This is a genomic window from Niveispirillum sp., from assembly GCF_017996735.1.
Taxonomy (GTDB): Bacteria; Pseudomonadota; Alphaproteobacteria; order Azospirillales; family Azospirillaceae; genus Niveispirillum.
This window is the reverse complement of the sequence record NZ_JAGOGJ010000023.1, coordinates 40,953-63,668: the sequence shown is the minus strand read 5'-3', so window position 1 is coordinate 63,668 and position 22,716 is coordinate 40,953. Positions and strand designations below refer to the sequence as shown.

The 22,716-nt window shown below is 63.1% G+C and carries 18 protein-coding genes; 7 read left to right on the top strand and 11 right to left on the bottom strand.

Annotation, left to right across the window (positions count from 1 at the left end):
• Positions 1-307 precede the first annotated feature (307 nt).
• Entirely contained in the window at positions 308-1,213 is a 906-nt protein-coding gene (locus tag KBA48_RS10090; RefSeq protein ID WP_292905809.1) for a LysR family transcriptional regulator, read from the top strand.
• Positions 1,214-1,247: 34 nt separating this feature from the next.
• On the opposite strand, the gene KBA48_RS10085 is transcribed toward KBA48_RS10090, so the two are convergent.
• Complete coding sequence (locus tag KBA48_RS10085) at positions 1,248-3,041, bottom strand: ABC transporter ATP-binding protein (protein WP_292905807.1); 1,794 nt, start codon at positions 3,039-3,041, stop codon at positions 1,248-1,250.
• Positions 3,042-3,248: 207 nt separating this feature from the next.
• Here KBA48_RS10085 and KBA48_RS10080 point away from each other — a divergent pair, with 207 nt between their 5' ends.
• Together KBA48_RS10080 and KBA48_RS10075 are read left to right on the top strand one after the other, a co-directional pair.
• Positions 3,249-3,542 carry a PqqD family peptide modification chaperone gene (locus KBA48_RS10080; protein WP_292905805.1) on the top strand — a complete coding sequence of 98 codons (294 nt, stop codon included), beginning with the start codon at positions 3,249-3,251 and terminating at the stop codon, positions 3,540-3,542.
• A 59-nt stretch (positions 3,543-3,601) separates the two neighbouring features.
• Positions 3,602-4,021: a lasso peptide biosynthesis B2 protein gene (locus KBA48_RS10075; RefSeq protein ID WP_292905803.1), complete on the top strand. Its 420-nt coding sequence runs from the start codon at positions 3,602-3,604 to the stop codon at positions 4,019-4,021.
• A gap of 8 nt (positions 4,022-4,029) precedes the next feature.
• On the opposite strand, the gene KBA48_RS10070 is transcribed toward KBA48_RS10075, so the two are convergent.
• The 4 genes from KBA48_RS10070 to KBA48_RS10055 form a co-directional block, all read right to left on the bottom strand.
• Positions 4,030-4,587: a GNAT family N-acetyltransferase gene (locus KBA48_RS10070; protein ID WP_292905801.1), complete on the bottom strand. Its 558-nt coding sequence runs from the start codon at positions 4,585-4,587 to the stop codon at positions 4,030-4,032.
• Positions 4,588-4,593: 6 nt separating this feature from the next.
• Positions 4,594-5,154 (bottom strand): phage tail protein, encoded by a 561-nt coding sequence (locus KBA48_RS10065; protein WP_292905799.1) that lies wholly within the window; start codon positions 5,152-5,154, stop codon positions 4,594-4,596.
• A gap of 105 nt (positions 5,155-5,259) precedes the next feature.
• Positions 5,260-5,793 carry a phage tail protein gene (locus KBA48_RS10060; protein ID WP_292905797.1) on the bottom strand — a complete coding sequence of 178 codons (534 nt, stop codon included), beginning with the start codon at positions 5,791-5,793 and terminating at the stop codon, positions 5,260-5,262.
• A gap of 48 nt (positions 5,794-5,841) precedes the next feature.
• The gene (locus tag KBA48_RS10055) at positions 5,842-6,405 is read right to left on the bottom strand and encodes a phage tail protein (protein ID WP_292905795.1); all 564 of its coding nucleotides are present in this window, start codon (positions 6,403-6,405) and stop codon (positions 5,842-5,844) included.
• Positions 6,406-7,033: 628 nt separating this feature from the next.
• On the opposite strand from KBA48_RS10055, the gene KBA48_RS10050 reads away from it, so the two are divergent.
• Together KBA48_RS10050 and KBA48_RS10045 are read left to right on the top strand one after the other, a co-directional pair.
• Positions 7,034-7,666, top strand: coding sequence for a hypothetical protein (locus KBA48_RS10050; RefSeq protein ID WP_292905793.1), 633 nt, complete (start codon positions 7,034-7,036; stop codon positions 7,664-7,666).
• Between the two features lie 348 nt (positions 7,667-8,014).
• A complete protein-coding gene (locus tag KBA48_RS10045; RefSeq protein WP_292905791.1) occupies positions 8,015-9,904 on the top strand; it encodes an asparagine synthetase B family protein in 1,890 nt (629 codons plus the stop codon).
• A 76-nt stretch (positions 9,905-9,980) separates the two neighbouring features.
• Here KBA48_RS10045 and KBA48_RS10040 read toward each other — a convergent pair whose 3' ends face one another.
• Complete coding sequence (locus KBA48_RS10040; protein ID WP_292905789.1) at positions 9,981-11,075, bottom strand: branched-chain amino acid aminotransferase; 1,095 nt, start codon at positions 11,073-11,075, stop codon at positions 9,981-9,983.
• Positions 11,076-11,354: 279 nt separating this feature from the next.
• Here KBA48_RS10040 and KBA48_RS10035 point away from each other — a divergent pair, with 279 nt between their 5' ends.
• Together KBA48_RS10035 and KBA48_RS10030 are read left to right on the top strand one after the other, a co-directional pair.
• Entirely contained in the window at positions 11,355-14,894 is a 3,540-nt protein-coding gene (locus tag KBA48_RS10035; RefSeq protein ID WP_292905787.1) for a LamG-like jellyroll fold domain-containing protein, read from the top strand.
• Between the two features lie 181 nt (positions 14,895-15,075).
• Positions 15,076-15,702 (top strand): DedA family protein, encoded by a 627-nt coding sequence (locus KBA48_RS10030; protein ID WP_292905785.1) that lies wholly within the window; start codon positions 15,076-15,078, stop codon positions 15,700-15,702.
• Positions 15,703-15,754: 52 nt separating this feature from the next.
• Here KBA48_RS10030 and KBA48_RS10025 read toward each other — a convergent pair whose 3' ends face one another.
• The 5 genes from KBA48_RS10025 to KBA48_RS10005 all read right to left on the bottom strand — a co-directional run bounded on the left by KBA48_RS10025 (position 15,755) and on the right by KBA48_RS10005 (position 22,707).
• A complete protein-coding gene (locus KBA48_RS10025) occupies positions 15,755-18,934 on the bottom strand; it encodes an efflux RND transporter permease subunit (RefSeq protein ID WP_292905783.1) in 3,180 nt (1,059 codons plus the stop codon).
• A gap of 227 nt (positions 18,935-19,161) precedes the next feature.
• Entirely contained in the window at positions 19,162-20,331 is a 1,170-nt protein-coding gene (locus KBA48_RS10020; protein WP_292905781.1) for an efflux RND transporter periplasmic adaptor subunit, read from the bottom strand.
• A 460-nt stretch (positions 20,332-20,791) separates the two neighbouring features.
• On the bottom strand, positions 20,792-21,745 hold the full coding sequence (locus tag KBA48_RS10015) for a LysR family transcriptional regulator (protein ID WP_292905779.1): 954 nt from the start codon (positions 21,743-21,745) through the stop codon (positions 20,792-20,794).
• 98 nt (positions 21,746-21,843) lie between these two features.
• A complete protein-coding gene (gene fliN, locus KBA48_RS10010) occupies positions 21,844-22,161 on the bottom strand; it encodes a flagellar motor switch protein FliN (protein WP_292905777.1) in 318 nt (105 codons plus the stop codon).
• 30 nt (positions 22,162-22,191) lie between these two features.
• Positions 22,192-22,707, bottom strand: coding sequence for a mismatch-specific DNA-glycosylase (locus KBA48_RS10005; RefSeq protein WP_292905775.1), 516 nt, complete (start codon positions 22,705-22,707; stop codon positions 22,192-22,194).
• Between the last annotated feature and the right edge of the window lie 9 nt (positions 22,708-22,716).

The following is a 22,716-nucleotide window of genomic DNA, read 5'->3' as shown; positions in this document are numbered from 1 at the left end:
CCAGACAAACAACCAGCTCAGCAAACATGTTAACATGAAACCCTTACGGAAACGTCATCACCTGGAAGAAACTTCTTCGCACACATTCGTAAGTTTTGCGCTTTATCCTATCTGATCAAAATCCTTGTCTGCAAGACCAAAACCCAATTTTTGGTTGACGGTGGTGATGCATGATGGGTTGTCACAGCCAGAGGAACCGGCACGGGGGCTTTTTTCCCCGACCGAAAGCGTCAGGGAAACCCTTGCGCCTATACATTCCGTGAGTGATCTAGTAAAATGCAGGTATCTGAAGATCGGATTTCGTCCTGTGAATTTGACCCGTATCGACTTGAATTTGCTGGTAGTTTTTGATGCGGTCGCACGCACCGGCTCGGTAAAGGATGCTGCACCGCAACTGGCCCTCAGCCAGCCGGCGGTCAGCCATGCCCTGAACCGGCTGCGTGAATTGATGGACGACCCGCTGTTCGTGCGCAGCCATAACCGGCTGGTTCCGACGGAACGGGCGCTGGCCATGGTCGCGCCCGTGACAGATATCCTGGATTCAGTCCGGGCGGTGATGAGCGCCGGTCAATTCGACGCCATCAGCAGCAAACGCACCTTCCGCATTGCAATCAGCGATTTCACCGCGCTGACCATCGTTCCCTGGCTGATCCGCAAGCTGCGACAGGTGGCGCCGGCGGTCACGGTGGACCTGATCCCCGTGGGGGAACAGACGCTGTCCATGCTGGAAAGCGGGGAACTGGACTGCACCTTCTGGGGCCTGCGCCCGCCATCGGCACCCTATCTGTCCCAGTTGCTTTTCCGGGACAGTTTTGTGGCCTTCTGCTGCAAGCAGCATCCGCTGGTGCGGCCCGGGCACAAGCCGATCACCACGGAGGATTACCTGGCGCATCCCCACGCCATTGCCCAGTTCCGCGACCCCAATCCCAGTCCCGTGGACGTGGTCCTGGCGGATGCCGGCCATGCGCGCACCATCGCGTTGCGGTCACCCAGCTTCATGAGCAATATTTCGGCAATCGCGGGCACGGACCTGATCACCACGCTGCCCTCCCGGCTTTCGCCCCTGGCATCGGCGCAGGGGTTGCGTTCCTTCAACCTGCCTTTCGCGGTCCCGGACTTTCCCTATTCGCTGGTCTGGCACCGGCGAACGGAACCGGACCCCGCCTGCATCTGGTTTCGTCACCTGATGACGGGACCAGCCTTGCTGACATAACCCCAAGGTCGGCACCGCCGCGTCCCGATCGGGCTCAGGCATCATCCAGCATGCCGATGGCGGCCAGACGCGGCCCGGCCTGGGCGCGCACCTCCTGCCATGTCCCGGCGGCGACGACACGCCCCGCCTCCATCAACAGCACATGGTCGGCATGGGCAACGGCGCTAAGGCGGTGGGCGATGACAAGCACGGTGGTTCTGCCGCGCAGACGGTCGATGGCGGTTGCCGCCGCCGCCGCCGTCTGATCGTCGAGGGAGGCGGTGGCCTCGTCCAGCGCCAGCAATACCGGCCCGCGCAGCAAGGCCCGGGCCAGCGCCAGCCGCTGCCGCTCACCACCCGAAAAGCGCAGACCGCGGTCACCGGCCAGCGTATCAAGGCCCAAGGGCTGGACGCGAACCAGATCGGCGATGGCTGCCGCCTCCAGCGCCGACCATAATTCGGCCTCCACGGCATCGGGGCGGGCCAGCAGCAGGTTGGCGCGCAGCGTATCATGGAACAGGAACGGGTCTTGCGGACAGGCGGAAACAACGGATCGCCAGGCGCGACGCCGGTCCGGGGTCAGGGGCACGTCATCGATGGCGACATGGCCCGCATCCGGCGCGGTCAGGCCCAGGACCAGATCGACAAATGTCGACTTGCCCGCCCCCGACGGGCCGATCAGGGCCGTGACCTGACCGGCGGGAAGGACCGCATCCAGATGGTCCAGCGCCGGACGGTCCTGACCCGGATGGCGGACGACAACGCCGGACAGGCGGATTTCCCGACGCAAGACCGGCGCCGGCAGATCGGCCACGCGCACCTCGGCCGCGTCACGACAGGCCACCAGCGTTTCATCATAGGAGACGAGTGCCGCCGCCGCGCCGTTCAGGCGCCTCCACGCGGACAGGCAGCGCAGCGCCGCCTGCAGCAAGCGGCCATAGACCAGCATGAGGGCAAGCGCTTCGGCCAGCGGCAGGCGCAGGACAAACAATGCCAGGAACAGACCACCCGCCGCCGCCACCGCAGCGATCACCTGCAGCACGGCACGCTCTGTCGACTGGGCACGCTGATAGGCATGCTGTTTTTCGCGCACGGCGGCAAAGCGCGCCGTCAGCCCGGCTTTGCGGGCGGACTCGGCGGCGAAGAGCTTGATCAGACGCAAACCGGCGAGGTTGTCGACAAGGTCGGCCATGGCCGCCTTGTTGGCATGGCCCAGTTCGCGGCCCAGCCGCCACCCACGCGCGCCCAGACCACGGGTGACCAGCGCCGCCACCATCACCACCCCGACCGCCGCAAGGGTCAGGACGGGGGAAAGAACGAAGGCGGCGGCGGCGAGGAACGGTATCGCCAGCGCCGCGCCCAACAGATCGCCCAATGCGACGATAGCGGCATGGATGCGGCCGATCTCCCCGACGACCGCCTGTTGCAGGTCGGCCGCGCGACGATTGGCGAAGGCGCGCCATTCCATATCAAGGATGGCGGCGTGAAGGTCGGCCCGCAGGCGATCCAGGAACTCCATGGTCAGCGTGTGCGCCGCCAGGGTCCGGGCACGCCCGATCAGCGCGGCAGTGGCAACCAGCAGCACATAACCGCCGAGCGCCAGGGCGAGGAACGCCGGTTCGGGCACGCCGCCCTGACCCTCGACGCCGATCCCCAACAGCTTCAGAAGGGGCACCAGGGCCAGCAGCCCGATACCCTCGGTCAGGCCGGCGCCAGCATTGAGCAGAAGCGCCGTCCCGGCGCGGCGGCGCCCCATGGCGGCCAGACGGCGGGGAAGATCAAGAACGGACGGCACCATGGCATCACCCCCGGCCGTCAACCCGGCGCCGCGCATATCCCGATCACCCATCACAGACCGACATTTCTTTCTTGCCCAGCGCCGGCATTCCTTTTTCTGGAAAGTCTTAGCACCCTCAACCAGAATAAGTATCCGGGCGCTACGACCAGCCTATTCCAGGAGGGTGAAGCAAGGCAAGACAACCCTTGCGGACACGATTGCAGCTATTGATCGCGTAAAATACCATGATCATTCTGGACTCAAAGCGGGGGCGATGCCATGACGGCGACGGATGAATTGACGGTCAACAGCGTGGTGCGCCGGTGCGACGCGCCGCTGAGCACCGAAGTGGATGGCGAAACGATGCTGATGAGCATCGATAACGGGCAATATTACGGGCTCGACGAAATCGGCAGCGAAATCTGGCGGCGTCTGGCATCGCCGGTCGGCGTCGATGTGATCTGCCGGGGCTTGGGGGAAATCTATGATGGCGACCCAGCGCAGATCGAACAGGATGTGCTGGCGCTGCTCACCCGATTGCGTGAAGAGCGCCTGATAGAGATCGCGGCATGATCCGCATGGCCGCCCGTTTTGCGCTGCGTGTCCGGCGATGGACCGTAACGGAAATTGTCATGGCCACCGAAGCAGCCGCGATGCTGACCATCGCTGATCTGGCATTGCGTCTGTTGCCGTTCCGTCGGGTCGCCCATCGCCTTGGCCAATGGTCGCAAGGCATGGACGACGGACCGCCCGCCGCCGCATCGACAGCCCGGATCAAGGCGGTGCGGCAGGCCATCATGCGGGCCCAGCGCCGGCTGCCATGGGCCCCCGCGTGCCTGGCCCAAGCCATCGCTGGCCGGATCATGCTGGGCCGTCGCGGCGTGTCCTCGACCATTCATTTCGGGGTCAGCAAGGTGGGCGGCTTCCGTGCCCACGCCTGGCTGGTCGCCGGCGACGAGGGGGTGACCGGCGTCGAAGCCGCAAAAGGCTTCACGCAGATCGCCCGCATGGATCACCAGGGCCGCCCTTCACAAAACCAGCCCCCGTCCTGATCCGCATTTCACCCGGCTTGTGGGCGCCACCGCATCAGCAACCGACCATTTTCCCTGGTCACCCCGTGAAAACCCAGGCGGTGGTAGAGGTTGAGGGCACGGTTATCCTCATACACGGTCAGCGACACTATCAGCCCCTCTGCGGCGGCAATCTCCAGCACCGCCTTCATCAGCGCCGATCCAATACCCTGAGACCGCGCGACAGGCAGCAGGGCGATATCATTCACCCGGATTTCCGGCCGGGCCGGCAACGGCAGATTGACGCGCCGCAGATAAAGCCGGCCGACGGGCTGCGCATCCTTTACGACGATCTGGCGAACGGTGTCGGGAAATTCCCGACGATAATGGGCATCCTGTAACCTGAACTGTTCGGCCAGAAAGACCTCCTGTTGCTTTTTTGTCCAACCGCTGGCGCGCATTTCCTCGGCCCGCGTGCTGGCATAAAGCGTGCGCAGGAAGGGGAGATCTTGCTCCCCTTCCCGCCGCAAGCCATAGCCCGCGCGAACCAGAACGGTGGGCGCGTCAAGCCAAAGCTCCGAACAACCTTGCCTATTCAGGTGCATCATGGCCGATCACGGACGCGGCATGAAATAGCCGTCATAGTTGATGCAGACCCTGAAGATCAGCAAAGGCTGGTAATTGCTGTGAGCTTGACCACCACCGACAGGCAGCAACGAATCCGGCGCCAACGGCACCGGCGTCACAGACGAGGACGGCGCGACGTAGTTCTGGTAGTTGGCGGTGGTGGCGCCGCTCTTCCAACTGGGCACGGTGAACAGTGCGGCGGACGACGGTTCGGTCACGCGGGTTGCCCCACCCTGGGTCTGGAAGGAGTGGTTATGTGCTGCCATTTGCGCTGTCGTGATCGTGACCGACGGCGCCCCATAGGCGTGTGGCCCCAGTTGATAAAAGCTCAGGCCCGGCCCCTGTCCGGCACCAACAAGGGCAAGGCCGCGCAGATCGGGCAGGATAAAATTGCTCGATACACGCGGCACGCCATAAGTGTTGCCGATCGTGGCGAAAAGCGCAGCATAAGGCTGGATCGGAAGCTCGCTGCCATCGCACAGCAACCAACCGACGGGCGTAAAATTATAGGGGAATGCACGGATTTCTCCGGCAAAGGCGTCAGCCATTCTTCAGTCCTCCATCAGAGCGTGGCCAGTTGGAACGATATCCTCCCGACGGCCATCACACGAAAAACAAAGGCGTCGACTCCATCTGCAAGCACCAGATGGATACTAACCTTGCGTTGGGAAAATGCCGTTGGTGGCAATGATATAGGTGACGGACCGACATGGCATGATGTTGCCGTGGGTCTGCCCCCCGCCAGCCTGAGTTATCGATTGATCAGCCAGAACACGGGTTGTAGCCGTGGCGATATATGCAATGTAGGTGGGCAGATTATCGGGCGTATCGGCCAAATAATGGCCGGCAGGCGACACCTGATCGGCATCATCCCTCGTCGCCTGCAGCGCATGGGTATGCGCAGGCAAATTGGCTTCAGTCAGCGCCACACTCTCCACACCGCCTTTTTCCGCAAGGATATAGGTATGGGCGGAGTTTGAGGTGGTTTTGCCTGTCCCCAATGGCAACCGGCTACGCAGATCGGGCACATTGAACGATGTCCTTCCGTCCCCGCCATACAATGTTCCCAATAGCGCATACAGCGCCGGGAATTGCTGGATGCTAAGGGCCCGGCCATCGGCAAGCACCCAGCCTTCCGGCGCGTAATTGCCAGCAAAAAGACGGATTTCGCCTACGAACCAATCCATCTTGGTTCTCCTCTTTTGATAGTTGTCTTTTGATAGGGGCGTTGCCGATTATGGGCGCGGCGGGTAGACGCCTGACATGGAGATGCAGTACATCAACGCCAGATAGGGCTGTCGGTTTTCATGCCCGGCACCACCACCCGTTGCCCCAACGCTGAACCCGTTCAGAAGAACCTTCCCGGTCGCAGTCAAGGAACTCTGGTAGAGCGGCGGGGCCGCCGGCGCCCCTGGCGGGACTGGAGATGGACTCGCGGCTTCGCCAATAAAGGCCCCCTTTGCCCCGACTGTTGGCGAACCCTGAGCCGCGACGCCCATCAGATTATGAGTGTGGGGAGGGATCTGAGCATCAGTGAGCGTGATGAGATCAGAGCCGAAACTTCCACCCACCGTGGCGGGGAGATGCTGACTTGGATCATGCGAGCCAACAACAACCCGCCCTTGAAGATTGGGAAGGGCAAAATTGTTCCTGCCATCACCACCAAAATAATTACCAATCAAACTGAACAGCGCGGCATTATTTTGTACTGGTAGTATAGTACCATCACAGATGTGCCAATCTCGGGGAATATTATTATAAGGGAAAAGGCGGATTTCTCCAATATAATAGTCACCCATAGGAACCTCCCTTGCTTATGCGGGAACGCCATCGCTCGACCCCGATCCGATGGATACAGGTAGCGTTCCCACAAGACGGAATTTAGCGCGGATCAGACGGTATCATTAAATCTTAGGTCGTGTCACCGTTTATATATACAATTTTACTTGTAATCAGTAACAACTACAAGAATATTCGTAGAAAATTGAATACACTTGAAATTAAAAGAAGGCGTTTATGTTATGTATATTTAAAATAAATCCATATGTTTAAAGTCATTAATTGATCGCAAGTCAATGTGAATGAATATTTATTTATGAATTATTATTATTTGAAATAAATGACACCTTGTGTGCAATTTTAACGGCGTCATCAACTTACAGACACATGGAAATATTTCTTCTGCGCACAAGCCCGCCTCATAGACACCAATTGATATCCAACCCGGGAACCATGATGCCCATCCCTTCCTGAAAATCGGTCCCTGCTCCCGATACGAACCCACAGGACAGGGAGGACCACTATTGAGGACGGCAGGAAGGGGGTGATGTGCCACCAGCCGGGCCCCTCCACTGGCATTCAGCATCCTCATGGGCTATCAATCGGCAATAGTCGACAACGTTCACGAGAACGATTGGGGGAAGTTGGATGGCGCAGGATATCGTCAGGCCGCAGGGGGCACCCGCCGCCACCCCGCCGGAACATTACATCTTCGATTCCGTGATCAGCGGCGAGGAATTGCTCTGGCTCTACCACAGCCTGTTGAACACTGATGGCTGGACATTATCCCGGACATCCAACAGTCCGGCGCTGCCCAACATCCCGTTCATGAGTTTTCCGGGACTGCATATAGAAGACCGGGGACAATCAACCAACCAGCTCTTCAGTGGATATTTCCGAGCCATCGTGTTCAGAATCAGGGACATGGCAAAGAAACAATATAACGTCCATCTTCCGCCTAATATTTTTCGGATTCATGTCGGCGCGAAGTCCAGCACATCGCGTACAAATTTTCATGTCGACACGCGCGATGCCGGCGTGTGGACAATTCTGGGGTTCCTGAATCCGATCTGGAACGCCGCAGACGGCGGCGAATTCTTTTTAAAAGACCACAAGATCACCTACAAGTCCGGAAGATTTGTTGTTTTCAGGTCAAATACTGAACATGATGGCGGGTATGTTGTAAACGAGACACTTAATTACTGGCGGGTATCGGTCAACATCATGCTAGACGAAAACAGGACGTGGCCCTACGCATCCAAATCAACGGAAGGCCGATAGGGCCGGTCCCGGCGATTGTTTTCGGGTATGCCGGACACGGCTGGACAACCATCGATAATTAAGGCACTTTGCTTTATCAATCCTTCCTCCTGTTTTCGGAGAATATCTCAATGGAGCACCCTATGGATGCCTCCCGTACCGAAGACGCCACGCCTGCCGTATCCCGGCGGCCATGGTCCGCACCGAAACTGACGGTGATGCCGCTGGCTCAATCAACCCTGGTAAGTGGCACCTCCGGCAACGAGGATATCTCGGATGCTCACAGCGTATTCTCTTGATGAAGCATCTGCGGGAGTAGGGCATCCGGCGCCCTGATGATCAGCCACTTCCGCAGGTCATCTTTTGTCCATGCATGACCTATCCATCGTCGGCGCCACTGCCCGATCCCACGCCGGCGCGGTGGCGGCGGTTCGTCGTATCGCGCCGGGCATCTCCCCCTTGAACAACCATGTTGTGGGTGATGATGGCGGGGCACTATGGGTTCGGCCCCCCGGCCATATCCACACCATTGGCCAGACAATCCCCGTCGCCTTCGTCGGCCGTCTCGATAACCGGGATGATGTGTGCGCCGCCTTGGGGCACGGCGACGATCTATCGGATGCCGCGCTGGCCGCCGCTGCCTGGGAAAGGTGGGGTGATGGCGCACTGCCCCGGCTGATTGGCGGTTTTGTGCTGGCGGTGTGGGATGCAACCACCGCCGAAATGGTCCTGGCCGTCGATGCCACCGGTGAGGAGACCGTCTATACGGCCTCGCTTTTCGGCTGCTTCACCTTCGCCAGCCATCCGCGGGTTTTGCGCCCCTATCTGGAGGGGGACGGGGGAACCGCCGATCTGGAATGCATGGCCTTGTGGATGTGGGAACGGGATCTTCCTCCGGAGCGCACGCCTTTTCGGGGCATCGACCGGATTCCCCCTGGCCAGTTATGGCGGATCAGCCGTTCCGGCATCCGCAAACAGACGTATTGGCGGCCCGGTGACGCGCCGCCGATCCGTTTCCGCCGGGAACAGGATTATGTGGACGCTGCCCGGGAGGTGCTGGACCGCGTGGTCGGCTGCCACCTGCCGGCGGGTGGCCGGCTGGCGGCCGATCTGACAGGTGGATTGGATACGACGGCCATCGTCACCGCCGCCGCCCGTCTTGCACCGCATCTGACCATCGATTGTTTCACCACGGTGAGCGAGAGTGGCGCGCCCATTCCCTATGAGATTCCCGGACACTCGGGCGATGAATGGCCGGCGGTGCTGGCCACCGCCTCGGCCTATCCCAACCTGCGCCCGCACCGGATCGAGGCGGGGGGATTGGCGCCGGAGGAGATCGACCCGGTATCACAGTTCGACGTGTCACCGATGGGGATAGGCAACTCGTCATCTGTGGGATGGGGACATAGCCGGAAAACCGCACTTTCCCGGCTCGCCCCTTGCCGGATTCTGAGCGGAGTTGGCGGCAACCTGACCTTCAGCCGCGACGGCTTCGATCTGTTGCCTTCCTTGTTCCGTAACGGACGGTGGCTGTCACTGGGCCGGGAGATTCACGCCTTGATGGAGAAGGATGGCCGTCCGTGGCGCTGGTACCTGCTCGGCCGCGCCGTCTATCCGGGCTTGCCCTCGTCGTTACGGCGGAAAATCCGGCAACTGCGCGGCCATGATCTGCACCAATGGTCGGACATGAACCTGATCCGGCCGGAGGCTGTGGCCCGCTACGGCTTGGCCAACAGCACCGCAGCGAAGGGATGGACCCGTCCCTTTGAAGGGCGCACGGATCGGGAGGGCCTGGTCCGGGAAATTTCCAAGGTCCTGACCTTCTGGCACAAGAACCGGGCGCCCTTCCACGCCTTGGGCCTGGATGTCCGCGCGCCGCTGCTGGATCGCCGCATGATCGATTTCTGTCTGGCCATACCGGCCGATCAGTTCTTACAGAACGGGGTCACCCGCAGCCTTGCCCGGCGGGTTTTGGCGGGGCGGGTGCCCGATAATGTGCGGATGCGGCCCCGCACCTATCTCAGTTGCCCGGAATGGCACCACCGGATGACCCGGGCACGCCCCTATTGGATGGCCGCGATCGAAGGACTGGAAGCATCGGCCGCCGTCAACGAACTGCTGGACATGCCCAAACTGCGTCGGCTGGCCGAATCATGGCCCGACATCCCGACGCGGGATCAGGAGCTGAGATACGCTTCAATACTTCAGATCGCCATCAATACCGGGCGTTTCATTCGTTGGGCCAACCGGGAAAATTGACGGCCGTCATCCCCTCGCCGGACCACCCTCCCGCCCGCGGTAGCGGCGGGAGGGTGCGAACGGGCTTCCGTTCCCGTTACACGGCCACCTTGTGCCGCCAGCCCATCGTGTCCGGCGCCTCGGCCCGCTGGATGGCGGTCAGGCGGGTGCGCAGGGTGCGGGTGATCTCCCCGTCGCTGCCGCCACCGATGGTGAAGCTGCCTTCCTTGTGCCGGACGGTGCCGATGGCCGAAACCACCGCAGCCGTACCGCAGGCAAACACTTCGCGCAGACGGCCAGAGGCGGCGTCGGCCTGCCACTGCGCGAACGAATAAGGCGCCTCGTTCACGGTCAGTCCGTCGGCGCGGGCCAGCTTGATGATGCTGTCGCGGGTGATGCCGGGCAGGATGGTGCCGGTCAGCGGCGGGGTCTGCAACGTGCCGTCATCGAAGACGAAGAACACGTTCATGCCGCCCAGTTCCTCCACCCACTTCTTTTCCGCCGCGTCCAGGAAAACCACCTGATCGCAGCCATTGCGGATGGCCTCCGCCTGGGCAATCAGGCTGGCCGCGTAATTGCCGCCGCACTTGGCGGCACCGGTGCCCCCGGCGGCGGCGCGCGTATAATCCTGCGACGCCCAGACCGACACCGGCTTGGCCCCACCCTTGAAATAGGCGCCCACCGGGCAGGCGATGACGCAGAAAATATAGCTGCCGGCCGGCTTCACGCCCAGGAAGCTCTCATCGGCGAACATGAAGGGGCGTAGATACAGGCTGGCGCCATCGCCACCCGGAATCCAGTCCACATCGGCGCGGACCAGCGTTTCCACGGCCTGCAGGAAAATCTCCTCCGGCAGGTCGGGCATGGCCATGCGTTCGGCCGACCGGTTGAACCGGCGGGCATTTTCCAGCGGCCGGAACAGCAGGACCTCACCATCCTTGGTGCGATAGGCCTTCATGCCCTCGAAGATTTCCTGGGCGTAATGCAGGACGGCGGCGGCCGGGTCCAGTGTGAACGCCTCCCGCGCCCGAAGCTGCCCGTCATGCCAGCCCTTGTCCGCCGACCAGCGTACCGTGACCATGTGGTCGGAGAAGATCTTGCCGAAACCCGGATCGGCGATCAGCTTTGCCCGGACATCGGCGGGCGTCGGCGAGGCATGGGGGATGTGATGGATGTCGATCTTGGCAGTCATGTGCCCAAATTCTCCCGGCGGCAGGTGGCGCGCTTCTTGGCGGCCGCAGGATGGACCACAGGCGCGTCCGGGTCCATCCCCAACCGCACCTGCCCGGCATGCCCATCCCGCAATCCGGAACGCGACGCCGGTTGAAATGGGGGGCGCCTGTGCATCGGCTCTTTTCGAATTATGAAATTTGATTTATTAATCCTGACATCGCTGTCGGTCATGTGGATCGGCGATGCGGATGATGAGAAAAGGCCCTGGCAAGGGGCCGGCCAGGGAAGGAAACCGCGAATGAACAAGGCAGTTGTACGGCGCTGGCTGCGCACATCCCTGATGACCACGCTGGCTCTGGGGCTGGCGGTGCCGCTGGCCTTGGGACAGGCGCACCAGGGGCTGGGCGGCAGCGGCGGCCTGGGGACCGGCAGCTTCGGCCCGTTCGATGCGGAATTCCCGGCGGGCGGTGACGGCATCGCCAAACCGAAACTGGATGAAAAACAATCGCCCGGCACACCCGTGCCCGCCAACACCCCCTTCACCCTGTATGGCTGGGTACAGGGCGAAGCGGTGGCGGCCAAGGGCCGTACGCTGCTGGGTGGGTTCGCCACGGCGGACGGCAAGGCGCCGGCCTGGTTCCTGGCGCTGGCCGATGGCAAGCCGGCCCTGCTGGCGGGGGACACGCTGGTCAGCGGCGGCAAGGCGCTGGCGGCCGGCCAATGGGTGTTCCTGGCAGCCAGTTTCGACGGGGGCAAGGTCCGCCTCTATGTCGATGGCAGGGAGGAGGTGGCCAGCGGCGCCGCCCGGACCCCGGCAGCCCTGGCCCAGATCCAGTTGGCACCGCGCCGTAGCCGCAGCGCCCCCTTCGTGCCCGCAGATGCGACACCCTTCGCGGGCCGTCTGGCCGGCTTCTCCGCCCTGCCCCGCGCCTTGTCGGCGGATGAGGTGAAGGGCCTGACCGGCGCCAAGCCGGTGGTCGACCTGACCAATTTCGAAAGCGGTGCCCCCACCTGGCCCGTCCAGGTGCGGCAGATGTATGGGCAGGTCGCCCCCCAGGACCCCTGGACCCGGCCCAAGGCCAAGACCGGATTCTCCACCCCCGTCGCCAAGCCCCTGGTTGAAACCCCGGCTCTGGCCCCGAAGACCGCCGGGGAATGGGTGCTGGGCGCCTGGAAGCTGGTGGAAGCACCCAAGGCCGCGGCCGGTGCAGTTGCGTTGTCGCAACCGGGCTTCGATGCCAAATCCTGGTACAGCGCCACTGTGCCCGGTACGGTGCTGACCACGCTGGTCGATCGCGGTGTCTATCCCGACCCGGACTATGGGCTGAACAATCTGGCCATCCCTGAAAGCCTGAACAAGCAGGATTATTGGTATCGCACGGAATTCACGGTACCGGCCGATCAGGCGGGCAGGCGCCTGCAACTGGTCCTGAACGGCGTGAATTATCAGGCAGAGGTCTGGCTGAACGGACAGAAGCTGGGCGCCATGAAGGGCGCCTTCATCCGGGGCCGCTTCGACGTGACGGGCGTCGCCAAACCGGGCCGGCCCAACGCGCTGGCCATCCGGGTCAGCCCCCCGCCCCGCCCCGGCTTGCCCCACGAGGAAAGCCTGACCTCCGCCGTGGGCGAGAATGGCGGCATCATGGCGCTGGACGGGCCGACCTTCGTGGCGTCGGAAGGCTGGGACTGGATACCGTCGGTGCGGGACCGCAATACCGGTCTCTGGCGCGACGTGACCTTGCGCGCAACCGGTGATCTGCGCCTGGGCGATACCCAGATCATCACCTCCCTGCCCCGCAATGACGGGTCGCAAGCCGATGTCACCGTGACGGTCCCGATGTGGAACCTGTCCGGCAAAGCCATCAACGCCACCGTGACGGCCAGCTTTGACGGCATCACCGTGACCAAGCAGGCCAGCATCCCGGCCGGCGGCGGTGCCGTCACCCTGTCGCCCGCCGAATTCCCGCAGCTTTCCGTGAAGAACCCCAAGCTGTGGTGGCCCAATGGCTATGGGGAACCGGCGCTGCACGACATGACGGTCAGTGTCGCCGCCGATGGTCAGTCCTCCGACAGCCGCGATATCCGCTTCGGCCTGCGCGAAGTGACCTATGAGCTGTCACTGATGGACCAGAAGGGTGCCTTGCGCCGGGTGGAGGTCGACCTGACCGAGGCCAAGGCACGGGGCGAGAAGATCATCGATGTCAGCCATGAAGGCATCCGCAAGGTGCCGGACGGCTGGGCCGCCTCGCTCTATCCCGGTGCCGAGAATTCCCCCGCCGTGAAGCCGGTGGAGGCCGCCGACCTGTCGCCCCATCTGGTGATCAAGGTAAACGGCGTGCGCATCGCGGCGCGCGGCGGCAACTGGGGCACCGACGATTGGCGCAAACGGGTGGCCAAGGACCGGCTGGAACCCTATTTCCGCCTGCATCGCGACGCGCATGTGAACGTCATCCGCAACTGGGTCGGCCAGAATACCGAGGAGGAGTTCTTCGAACTGGCCGATGAATACGGGTTGATGGTGCTGAACGATTTCTGGGCCTCCACCCAGGATTATCAGTTGGAGCCGCAGGACGTTCCCTTGTTCATGGCCAATGCCGCCGACACGGTCCGCCGCTATCGTCACCATCCGTCCATCGTCCTGTGGTTCGGCCGCAATGAAGGCGTGCCGCAGCCGATCCTGAACGAGGCGCTGGCCGAGATGATCCGGACGGAGGATGGCACCCGCCATTATACCGGCTCCTCCAACCGCGTGAACCTGGCCGGCAGCGGCCCCTATAACTACCGGGAGCCGGACACCTATTTCACCGAACATGCCCAAGGTTTCTCGGTGGAACTGGGCACCCCGTCCTTCCCCACCGTGGAGGCGCTGAAAGCCGCCATGCCGGAAACGGAGCTGTGGCCCATTTCCGATAGCTGGGCCTATCACGACTGGCATCAGACGGGGAATGGCGCCGTCCAGACCTTCATGGATGCCATGGCGGTGAAGTTCGGCCCCGCCACCAGCCTGGAGGATTTCGAGCGCAAGGCCCAGATGCTGAATTATGAGGGCTACCGCGCCATCTTCGAAGGCATGAATGCCGGCCTATGGACAAAACATTCCGGTCGGATGCTGTGGATGACCCAGCCCGCCTGGCCCAGCACCATGTGGCAGATCCTGACCCATGATTACGACACGCATGGCGCCTTCTATGGTGTGAAAAAGGCATCGGAGCCGGTGCATGCACAGTTGGACCTGCCCGACCATCGCATCACCCTGATCAATAACAGCCAGATGCCGCGCCAGGGATTGCGCCTGACCACCCGGGTACGGTCGCTGGCAGGCCTGGCCCTGTCGGACCGCACGGACAAAGTCGATATCGCCGCCGGCATCGCCATCCACCCCTTCACGCTGGACCTGAAGGGGCCGCTGGCCGCAGAGAAGCTGGTGCTGGTCAGCCTGGAACTGACCGACGGGGCCGGGGCGGTGCTGTCGCGCAATGATTATTGGGTGGCGGCCGACGCCCCGTCGCACCAGCGCCTGAACGAACTGCCCGCGACACCAGTCGCCCTGTCCGCCAAGGGCAAGGTCGGCGGTAATGGGGAGGTGGCCTGGGATGTCAGCCTGACCAACCAGGGTACGTCCCCGGCCCTGCTGGCCAAGCTGACCCCGCAAAAGGCGGATGGCAGCCGCATCCTGCCCGCCTATATCAGCGACAATTACGTGACGCTGCTGCCGGGTGAGACACGACAGGTCACCGTCACCTATCCGGCGGATGCGGCCGGGTCGGGCACGCCCAAGGTGGCGGTCCGTGGCTGGAACGTCCAGCCGGCCAGCACCAGCGTCACCATCACCCCCTGACGGGGCGCTTCTGCCGGGGGCCCTGTCCCCCGAAGGCCCGTCACGCCAAGGCGCTCGCGTTCTCCCCGACCGCGCCGGATCGTGACGGGCCCTCCTGTCCCATCGCCCCCTTGCGGTGCGGGCGTCATTCATGGTCTCTGCCGCGACCAAGGGCTGAATGTCACCGCGAGCGGAGCCGAAATTGATTGCGCATATTCTGGAACTGGTGGCCGGCTGGATTGTCGGCGTGATCGACGCCATGGGCTATGCCGGCGTGGCCCTGCTGATGGGGATCGAGTCCGCCTGCATCCCCCTGCCGTCGGAAATCATCATGCCGTTCGCGGGCTATCTGGTTTCCACGGGCACGCTGAACCTGATGCTGGTGGCCACCGCCGGCGCCATCGGCTGCAATATCGGGTCTGAAGTGGCCTATCTGGTGGGGCGATATGGGGGTCGGGCAGCCATCCTGCGCTGGGGCCGGTATGTGCTGCTGGATGCACATGACCTGGACATGGCCGACCGGTTCTTCGCCCGCTTCGGCAATGCCGCCGTGTTCATTGCCCGGCTGCTGCCCGTCATCCGCACCTTCATTGCGCTGCCCGCCGGCATCGTGGGCATGAAGAAGCTACCGTTCCATATCTACACCTTCCTTGGCTCCTGGCCCTGGTGCTTTGCGCTGGCCTATGTCGGGGTGATGCTGGGGGAACAGTGGAACAACGACCCCACCCTGCGCACCTGGCTGCACCGGTTCGATGCCGTGATCATCCTGGCCATCCTGGGCCTGGGCGGCCTGTTTTTGTGGCACAAGATGCATAAGCGGAAGACCTGAAACAAAAACCCCCGCCGGATCGCTCCGGCGGGGGTTTTGCTTGTGCGTGGGGTCAGTCCCCGGCGGCCACCATGCCCGCCGGAACCGCCGGCTGCGGCTGCCGGCGGTTGGCACCGACCATGAAGCGCAACAGGACATAGAAGACCGGGGTCAGCAGCAGGCCGAACACGGTCACACCCAGCATGCCGGCAAACACGGCCACACCCATGGCCTGACGCATCTCCGCGCCTGCCCCCGTGGAGGTGATCAGCGGCACCACGCCCATGATGAAGGCGATGGAGGTCATCAGGATGGGGCGTAGACGCAACCGGCTGGCCTCGATCGCGGCCTGAACCGCGGTACGGCCATGGGTTTCCAGCTCACGGGCGAATTCCACGATCAGGATCGCGTTCTTCGCTGACAAGCCCACAAGCACCATGAAGCCGATCTGGGTGAAGATGTTGTTGTCCCCACCCGTGATCCAGACACCGGCCAGGGCCGACATCAGGCTCATCGGTACGATCATCAGGATGGCCAGCGGCAGGGTCAGGCTTTCATACTGGGCGGCCAGCACCAGGAAGACCAGCAGGACGGAGATGGGGAACACCCACAGGGCAGCGTTGCCCGCCAGGATCTGCTGATAGGTCAGGTCGGTCCATTCGAACTTGATCCCGCGCGGCAGCACTTCCGCCGCGATCCGCTCCGCCGCCGCCTCGGCCTGACCGGAGGAATAACCGGGGGCCGGGCCGCCATTGATGTCGGCGGCAGTGTAGCCGTTATAGCGGACCACCATTTCGGGGCCGTAGCTCTGTGTCACCTGCACCAGCGACGACAGCGGCACCATCACGCCCTGGTCGTTGCGGGTCTTCAGCAGGCCGATATCATCGGCATGGGCACGGAACGGGGCGTCCGCCTGCACCCGCACCTGATAGACGCGGCCAAAGGTGTTGAAGTCGTTGACATAGAGGGAGCCGAGATAGACCTGCATCGTCTCGAACACGTCCGTGACGGGCACGCCCAACTGCTTGGCCTTCACACGGTCCAGGTCCACATCCAACTGCGGCACGTTGATTTCATAAGAACTGAAGGTCGGCCCCAGTTCGGGGGTCTGGCGTGCCTTCATCACGAAATCATTGGCGGCCTTGGCCAGGGCCTCGTACCCCAGCGACCCGCGATCCTCCAACTGCATCTTGAACCCGCCAAGCGTACCCAGGCCCATGACGGGCGGCGGCGGGAACACGGCGACGAAGGCTTCCTTCACGCCATTGAACTGCTGTTGCAGGGACATGGCGATGACGTTGGCCGACAGGCCGTCCTTCTGCCGCTCCTCATAGGGCTTCAGGGTGGCGAAGACGATGCCGGCGGAAGACGAGTTGGTGAAGCCGTTCACCGACAGGCCGGGGAAGGCCACGGCATGATCGACGCCGGGCTGCTTCAGGGCGATGTCAGTCATGGCGCGGATCACATCCTCCGTCCGATCCAGGGAGGCGCCGGTGGGCAACTGTGCGAAGGCGATCAGATATTCCTTATCCTGCGCCGGCACGAAGCCACCCGGCACCGCACGGCCCAGAACCACGGTCAGACCCAGCAGCAGCACATAGAGCAGCATCATCGCCCCCTTGTGCCGGACCACGCCGCCCACACCCTTGCCGTATCCTTCCGACCCGCGCTGGAATACGCGGTTGAAGCCCCGGAAAAAGCCCCCCAGCACCTTGTTCATGGCCTTGGTCAGCCAATCCTGCTTGTCGTGATGACCTTTCAGCAGCAGGGCCGACAAGGCCGGGGACAGGGTCAGCGAGTTGAAGGCGGAGATGACGGTGGAGATCGCGATGGTCATCGCGAACTGCTTGTAGAACTCGCCTGACAGGCCGGACATGGCGGCCAGCGGCACGAACACGGCGACCAGGGTCAGGGCGATGGCGATGATGGGGCCGCTCACCTCCTGCATGGCCTTGTAGGTGGCCAGCTTGGGCGACAGTCCCTCGGCAATGTTTCGTTCCACATTCTCCACCACCACGATCGCGTCATCGACCACGATGCCGATGGCCAGCACCATGCCGAACAGCGACAGCGCATTGATGGAGAAGCCGAACAGCAGCATCAGGGAGAAGGTGCCGACGATGGACACGGGCACGGCCAGCAGCGGAATGATGGAGGCACGCCAGGTCTGCAGGAAGACGATCACCACCAGCACGACCAGCGCGATGGCTTCCAGCAGCGTATGGATCACGGCATCGATGCTGGCCTGCACGAAGCGGGTCGGGTCATAGACGATGGAATATTCCACGCCGTCGGGCATGTCGGCCCGCAGCTCGGCCATCGTCTCCCGCACCGTTTCGGAAATGGCCAGTGCGTTGGCGCCGGGCGCCTGGTTGATGGCGATGGCCACCGCCGGCTGGTTATCCAGTAGCGACCGCAGGCCATATTGCGACGCGGCCAGTTCCACCCGCGCCACATCGCGCAGATAGGTGACGGCACCGCCATCGGTCTTCAGGACGATGTCCTGGAATTCCTCGACCGACTTCAGACGGCCCTGAGCGTTCACCGACAATTGCAGGGGCGCGTCGGGCACGGACGGGCTGGCGCCGATGACGCCGGCGGCCACCTGGACATTCTGATCCCGGATGGCATTGACGACGTCGTTGGCCGTCATGCCGCGTTCGGCCACCTTGTGCGGGTCCAGCCAGACACGCATGGCGTAATCGCCCGAACCCCACAGCAATACCTCACCCACACCCGAGATGCGGGCCAACCGGTCGCGCACATTCAGGACGGCGTAGTTGCGCAGATAGGTCATGTCATAGCGGTCGTCGGGCGAGCGCAGATGCACCACCATGGTCAGGGTCGGCGACGATTTCACCGTCGTCACGCCCAACCGCTGCACATCCTGCGGCAGGCGCGGCAGCGCCTGGGCGACACGGTTCTGCACCAACTGCGTGGCCTTGTCCGGGTCGGTGCCCAGCTTGAAGGTCACGGTCAGCGCCATGTTGCCATCGCTGTTGGCCTGGGACTGCATATACAGCATATCCTCAACGCCATTGATCTGTTCCTCCAGCGGGGAGGCGACGGTTTCGGCAATGACCTTGGGGTTCGCACCCGGATACTGGGCGCGCACGACGACGGAGGGCGGTACGACCTCCGGATATTCGGAGACCGGCAACTGGAACAGGGAAATGAACCCCGCCAGGAACACGATCACCGACAACACACCCGCGAAGATCGGGCGGTCGATGAAGAAACGGGAGATGTTCATGACAAGCCTCGGGGTCCGCGCGGATCGCACGGGATGGGGTGGGCTTCGGATTGGGGTATTCGCCGCCCCTCGCCCACGTCAGTGGGAGAGGGAGGGGTCCATCGGTGTCAGCCGATGGGAGGGTGAAGGAGCAACGATGGGGGGGGAGCCCTCACCCCTCCCGAACGCTTGCGCGCCCGGGCCCCTCCCTCTCCCGCTATCGCGGGCGAGGGGCGGAATTGGGGGGCTTACCGCGCCGCGACCTGCGTCACCGGGCGCTCCATGGCCACCGCCTTGGGCTTCACCACGTCGCCAGGACGGGCGCGCTGCATGCCGTTGACGATGATGCGTTCACCCGGCTGCAAGCCACCGGTGACGATGCGCAGACCTTCCTGCCGGCTGCCCAGCAGGACGGGGCGGTAGGAGACGCGGTTATCGTCGCCGACGACCAGCACGAACTTTTTGTCCTGATCGGTGCCGATGGCGCGTTCATCCACCATCACCGCTGCCTGCGGATCGGACCCGCCCACCTTGACGCGGGCATAAAGGCCGGGGACCAGCATGCCATCAGCATTGTCGAAACGGGCACGGACGCGGATGGTACCCGACACGGGGTCCAGCCGGTTATCGACATCGTCGATGGTACCGGCGCGGGAATATTCCGCCTCGTTCGCCAAGCCCAACTGCACCGGCACGCCCGCCTGATCCTTCACCGACGCGATATGGCGCAGATAGGTCTGCTCATCCACGTCGAAGGAGGCATAGATCGGCGATACCGACACCAGCGTCGTCAGCGGCGTCCCCGTGGCGCCCGCCGCCACGACATTGCCCACCGTGATTTCCGCACGGGAAACACGGCCGGCGATCGGGGCCGTCACCGCCGTATAGGACAGGTTCAGCCGCGCCACGTCCAGCTCGGCCTGGGCTGCCCGCAGGCTGGCCTGGGCGTCGCGGGCATTATGCTCGCGTTCATCCAGGGTGCGGCGGGTGATGGTGCTGTCGGCCACCAGCTTGGCGGCACGGTCCAGTTCGGCGCCCGTGAAGCGTACGCGGGCCTGCGCGGCGGCCAATTGTGCCTCCGCCCGCGCCACCTCGGCACGATAGGGGGCGGGATCGATGGTGAACAGGACGTCACCCTTCTTCACCTGCGCCCCGTTCTTGAAATGCACCTCTGTGATGGTACCGGAAACACGGGGGCGGATATCCACCCGTTCCACGGCTTCCAGACGTCCGGAATAGCTCTGCCAGTCCACCACCTTGCGTGCCACCACGGGGGCCACGTCGACCTCCACGGCGGGCATCGCGGCAACGGCCACGGGCTTTTCTTCGGCCTGCCCCTGCAGCGTTGCCAGCGAGATCACCACCAGCGACACACCCGCTGCCATCATCCAGGCCAGCTTGGAACGCGTCATCGACATGGGTACCACTCCTTGCCAGAAGGGTGCAGAACAGGGTTTCCCGCCGCCGTTCATCGACGGGGGATCACACAAGGCTGGCCTGTCAGGGACAGCGCCGCCCTTGGATGCCCGGCGATCCGGGCCCCTTGTCCAACACCTTTGTTTCGGGTTTGGAACCACACCCGGTCGGGTGAGGCTCCCTCAATTCTCAGGTTTATCGGGTTTGCTGCATCGCCGCTGTGATGGCCGTCGCAGGCATTAAATCTTTTTCATCTGGCACCCATGCAATTTCGCAAGGGCTTGGAAAACAACATATTCCACCAACAAAAATAGAGTATGGCCCGCGAACAAACGTCCGCAGGTCAGTGAGCAGTTGCAGCATCACCCATTTAGGGCGACGAATAAATCACGATTTTCAGACAACAGAATTCGGATTATCCGAACAATCCCTGGTGCGCGCAGGACGGCCAGCCCGCCCGCCTCACGCCACCGCCTGCTGATAGCAGGCGAACGGCTTATCGTCGCCCTGCAGGATCGGGCATTTTTCAAACAGGCTGACCACCCAATCCACGAACAGCCGCACCTTCTGCGACGGCTGGCGGTTGGGTGGATAGACGGCGGAGATGGGCATGGGCCGGGGCCGGTACTCCGGCAGCACCTCTACAAGTTCACCCCGCCGCAACTGTTCCAGCACCATGAACAATCCCGGCTGGATCAGCCCATAGCCCTGCACCCCGCAGGCGATATAGGCCTCGCTGTCATTGACGGCGATAGCGCCGTTCAGCGGGATTTCGATCTCCACCCCGTCAGTCACGAAGTCGAACGGGTAGGAGCGGTTGCCCAGATGCGGGGAGAAATAGCGGACACCCAGATGCCTCGCGACATCATCCAGCCCTTGCGGCACCCCGTGCTTTTCCAGATAGCCAGGACTGGCACAGGTGATACGCGACAGAAGGCCCAGGCGGCGGGCGATCATGGAACTGTCGGCCAGGTCACCGACCCGCAGCACACAATCCACCCCCTCCTGCACGATATCGATCTGCCGGTCATTCATGCCCAGCTTCAATTCGATATCGGGATAGCGTTCATGGAACTCCCGCAACTGCGGGATCACCACCAGCCGCCCGATGGAAGTGGGCATATCGACATGCAGCCTTCCCTTGGGATGGCGGCGGCCTTCGATGAAGCCGGTCTCCACCTCCTCCACCTCGGCCAGGATGCGCAGGGCGCGTTCATGGAAAACCTCCCCGTCGGCCGTGAGGGACAGGCGCCGGGTGGTCCGCTGCAACAGGCTGGTGCCCAGATGGGCTTCCAGGTTCTGGATGATGGTGGTCACCGATGCGCGCGGCAGGCCCAGCTTGTCGGCGGCCCGGGCGAAACCGTTCAGTTCCACCACCTGCACAAAAACCTGCATCGCCTGCAGCTTGTCCATCATCTTCCCCCTGGTCGGACATGAACCATGCGGAATTCAGACAAGGGCGCTGTGCGGGCGGTCACAGGCGGCACCTGTTCCCGCGCCCGCCGCCAGCAAGGTCAATGGTTGATGCGGGCAAATTCCCGGAAGGTGACGGCGATCTTGTCCTCAACGATCGTCACTTCCCCCCGTGCCACCATGCGGCCGGAAACCACGATGTCCGACAGGTCATCGATCTTGCGATCCAGTTCCACGATGGCGCCGCGACCCAGTTTCAGCAGATCGCGCACACGGATGGTGGAGGTGCCCAGCACCACGCTCATTTCCACCTCCGTATCATAGACGGCGGAAATCTCCTGCTGTTCAGGAAGGGCGCGAACGGAACCGCCATTCGCCATTTCCCCAAACATGGCATCGATATCGTCCTGATCGGGCATGTCCCTCACCCCGGCAAACCTGTCTGGCGGTCACCCTAGCACGGGTGCCGGCCGTCTTGCAGCGACAAAGGCGGCCGCCTCCTGCCATGGGCCCAGGGAAAAGCTGGCGCGCGCCTGCCCCGATGGCGAGGGCAGGACAAAAAGCGCCATCCCCTCCCAATCCGCCGGCTGCCGTCCCCAGGGCAGCGGCGCCTTGGACCCCAGGAACAGGCGGGCACCGTTCTTGCTGGTAAAGGCAATGGCCGCCGGGCAGTGGGCGCGCATCTTGGCCTGGAAGCCGGGAATGTCGAACCCGTCCGGCGTCAGATCGACATCATTGCCGATCTCCACCTTGTTCAGGTCGGTCAGACCCAGGCCCAGATCGTTCATGCGGGCAAAGTCGGCGGCACGCCATCCGGCCGGCACCAGCCCGACACGCACCAGGGTCGGCCAGAAGGCATTGCCGGGGTTGGCATAGTACGCCCCCTTGGCCGCGGAGACGCGGGACGGGGCCGTACCGCAGAAGACGAGGTGGAGGCCGGGGGCCAGGACGTCGGGCAGGATCATGGTCCCGGC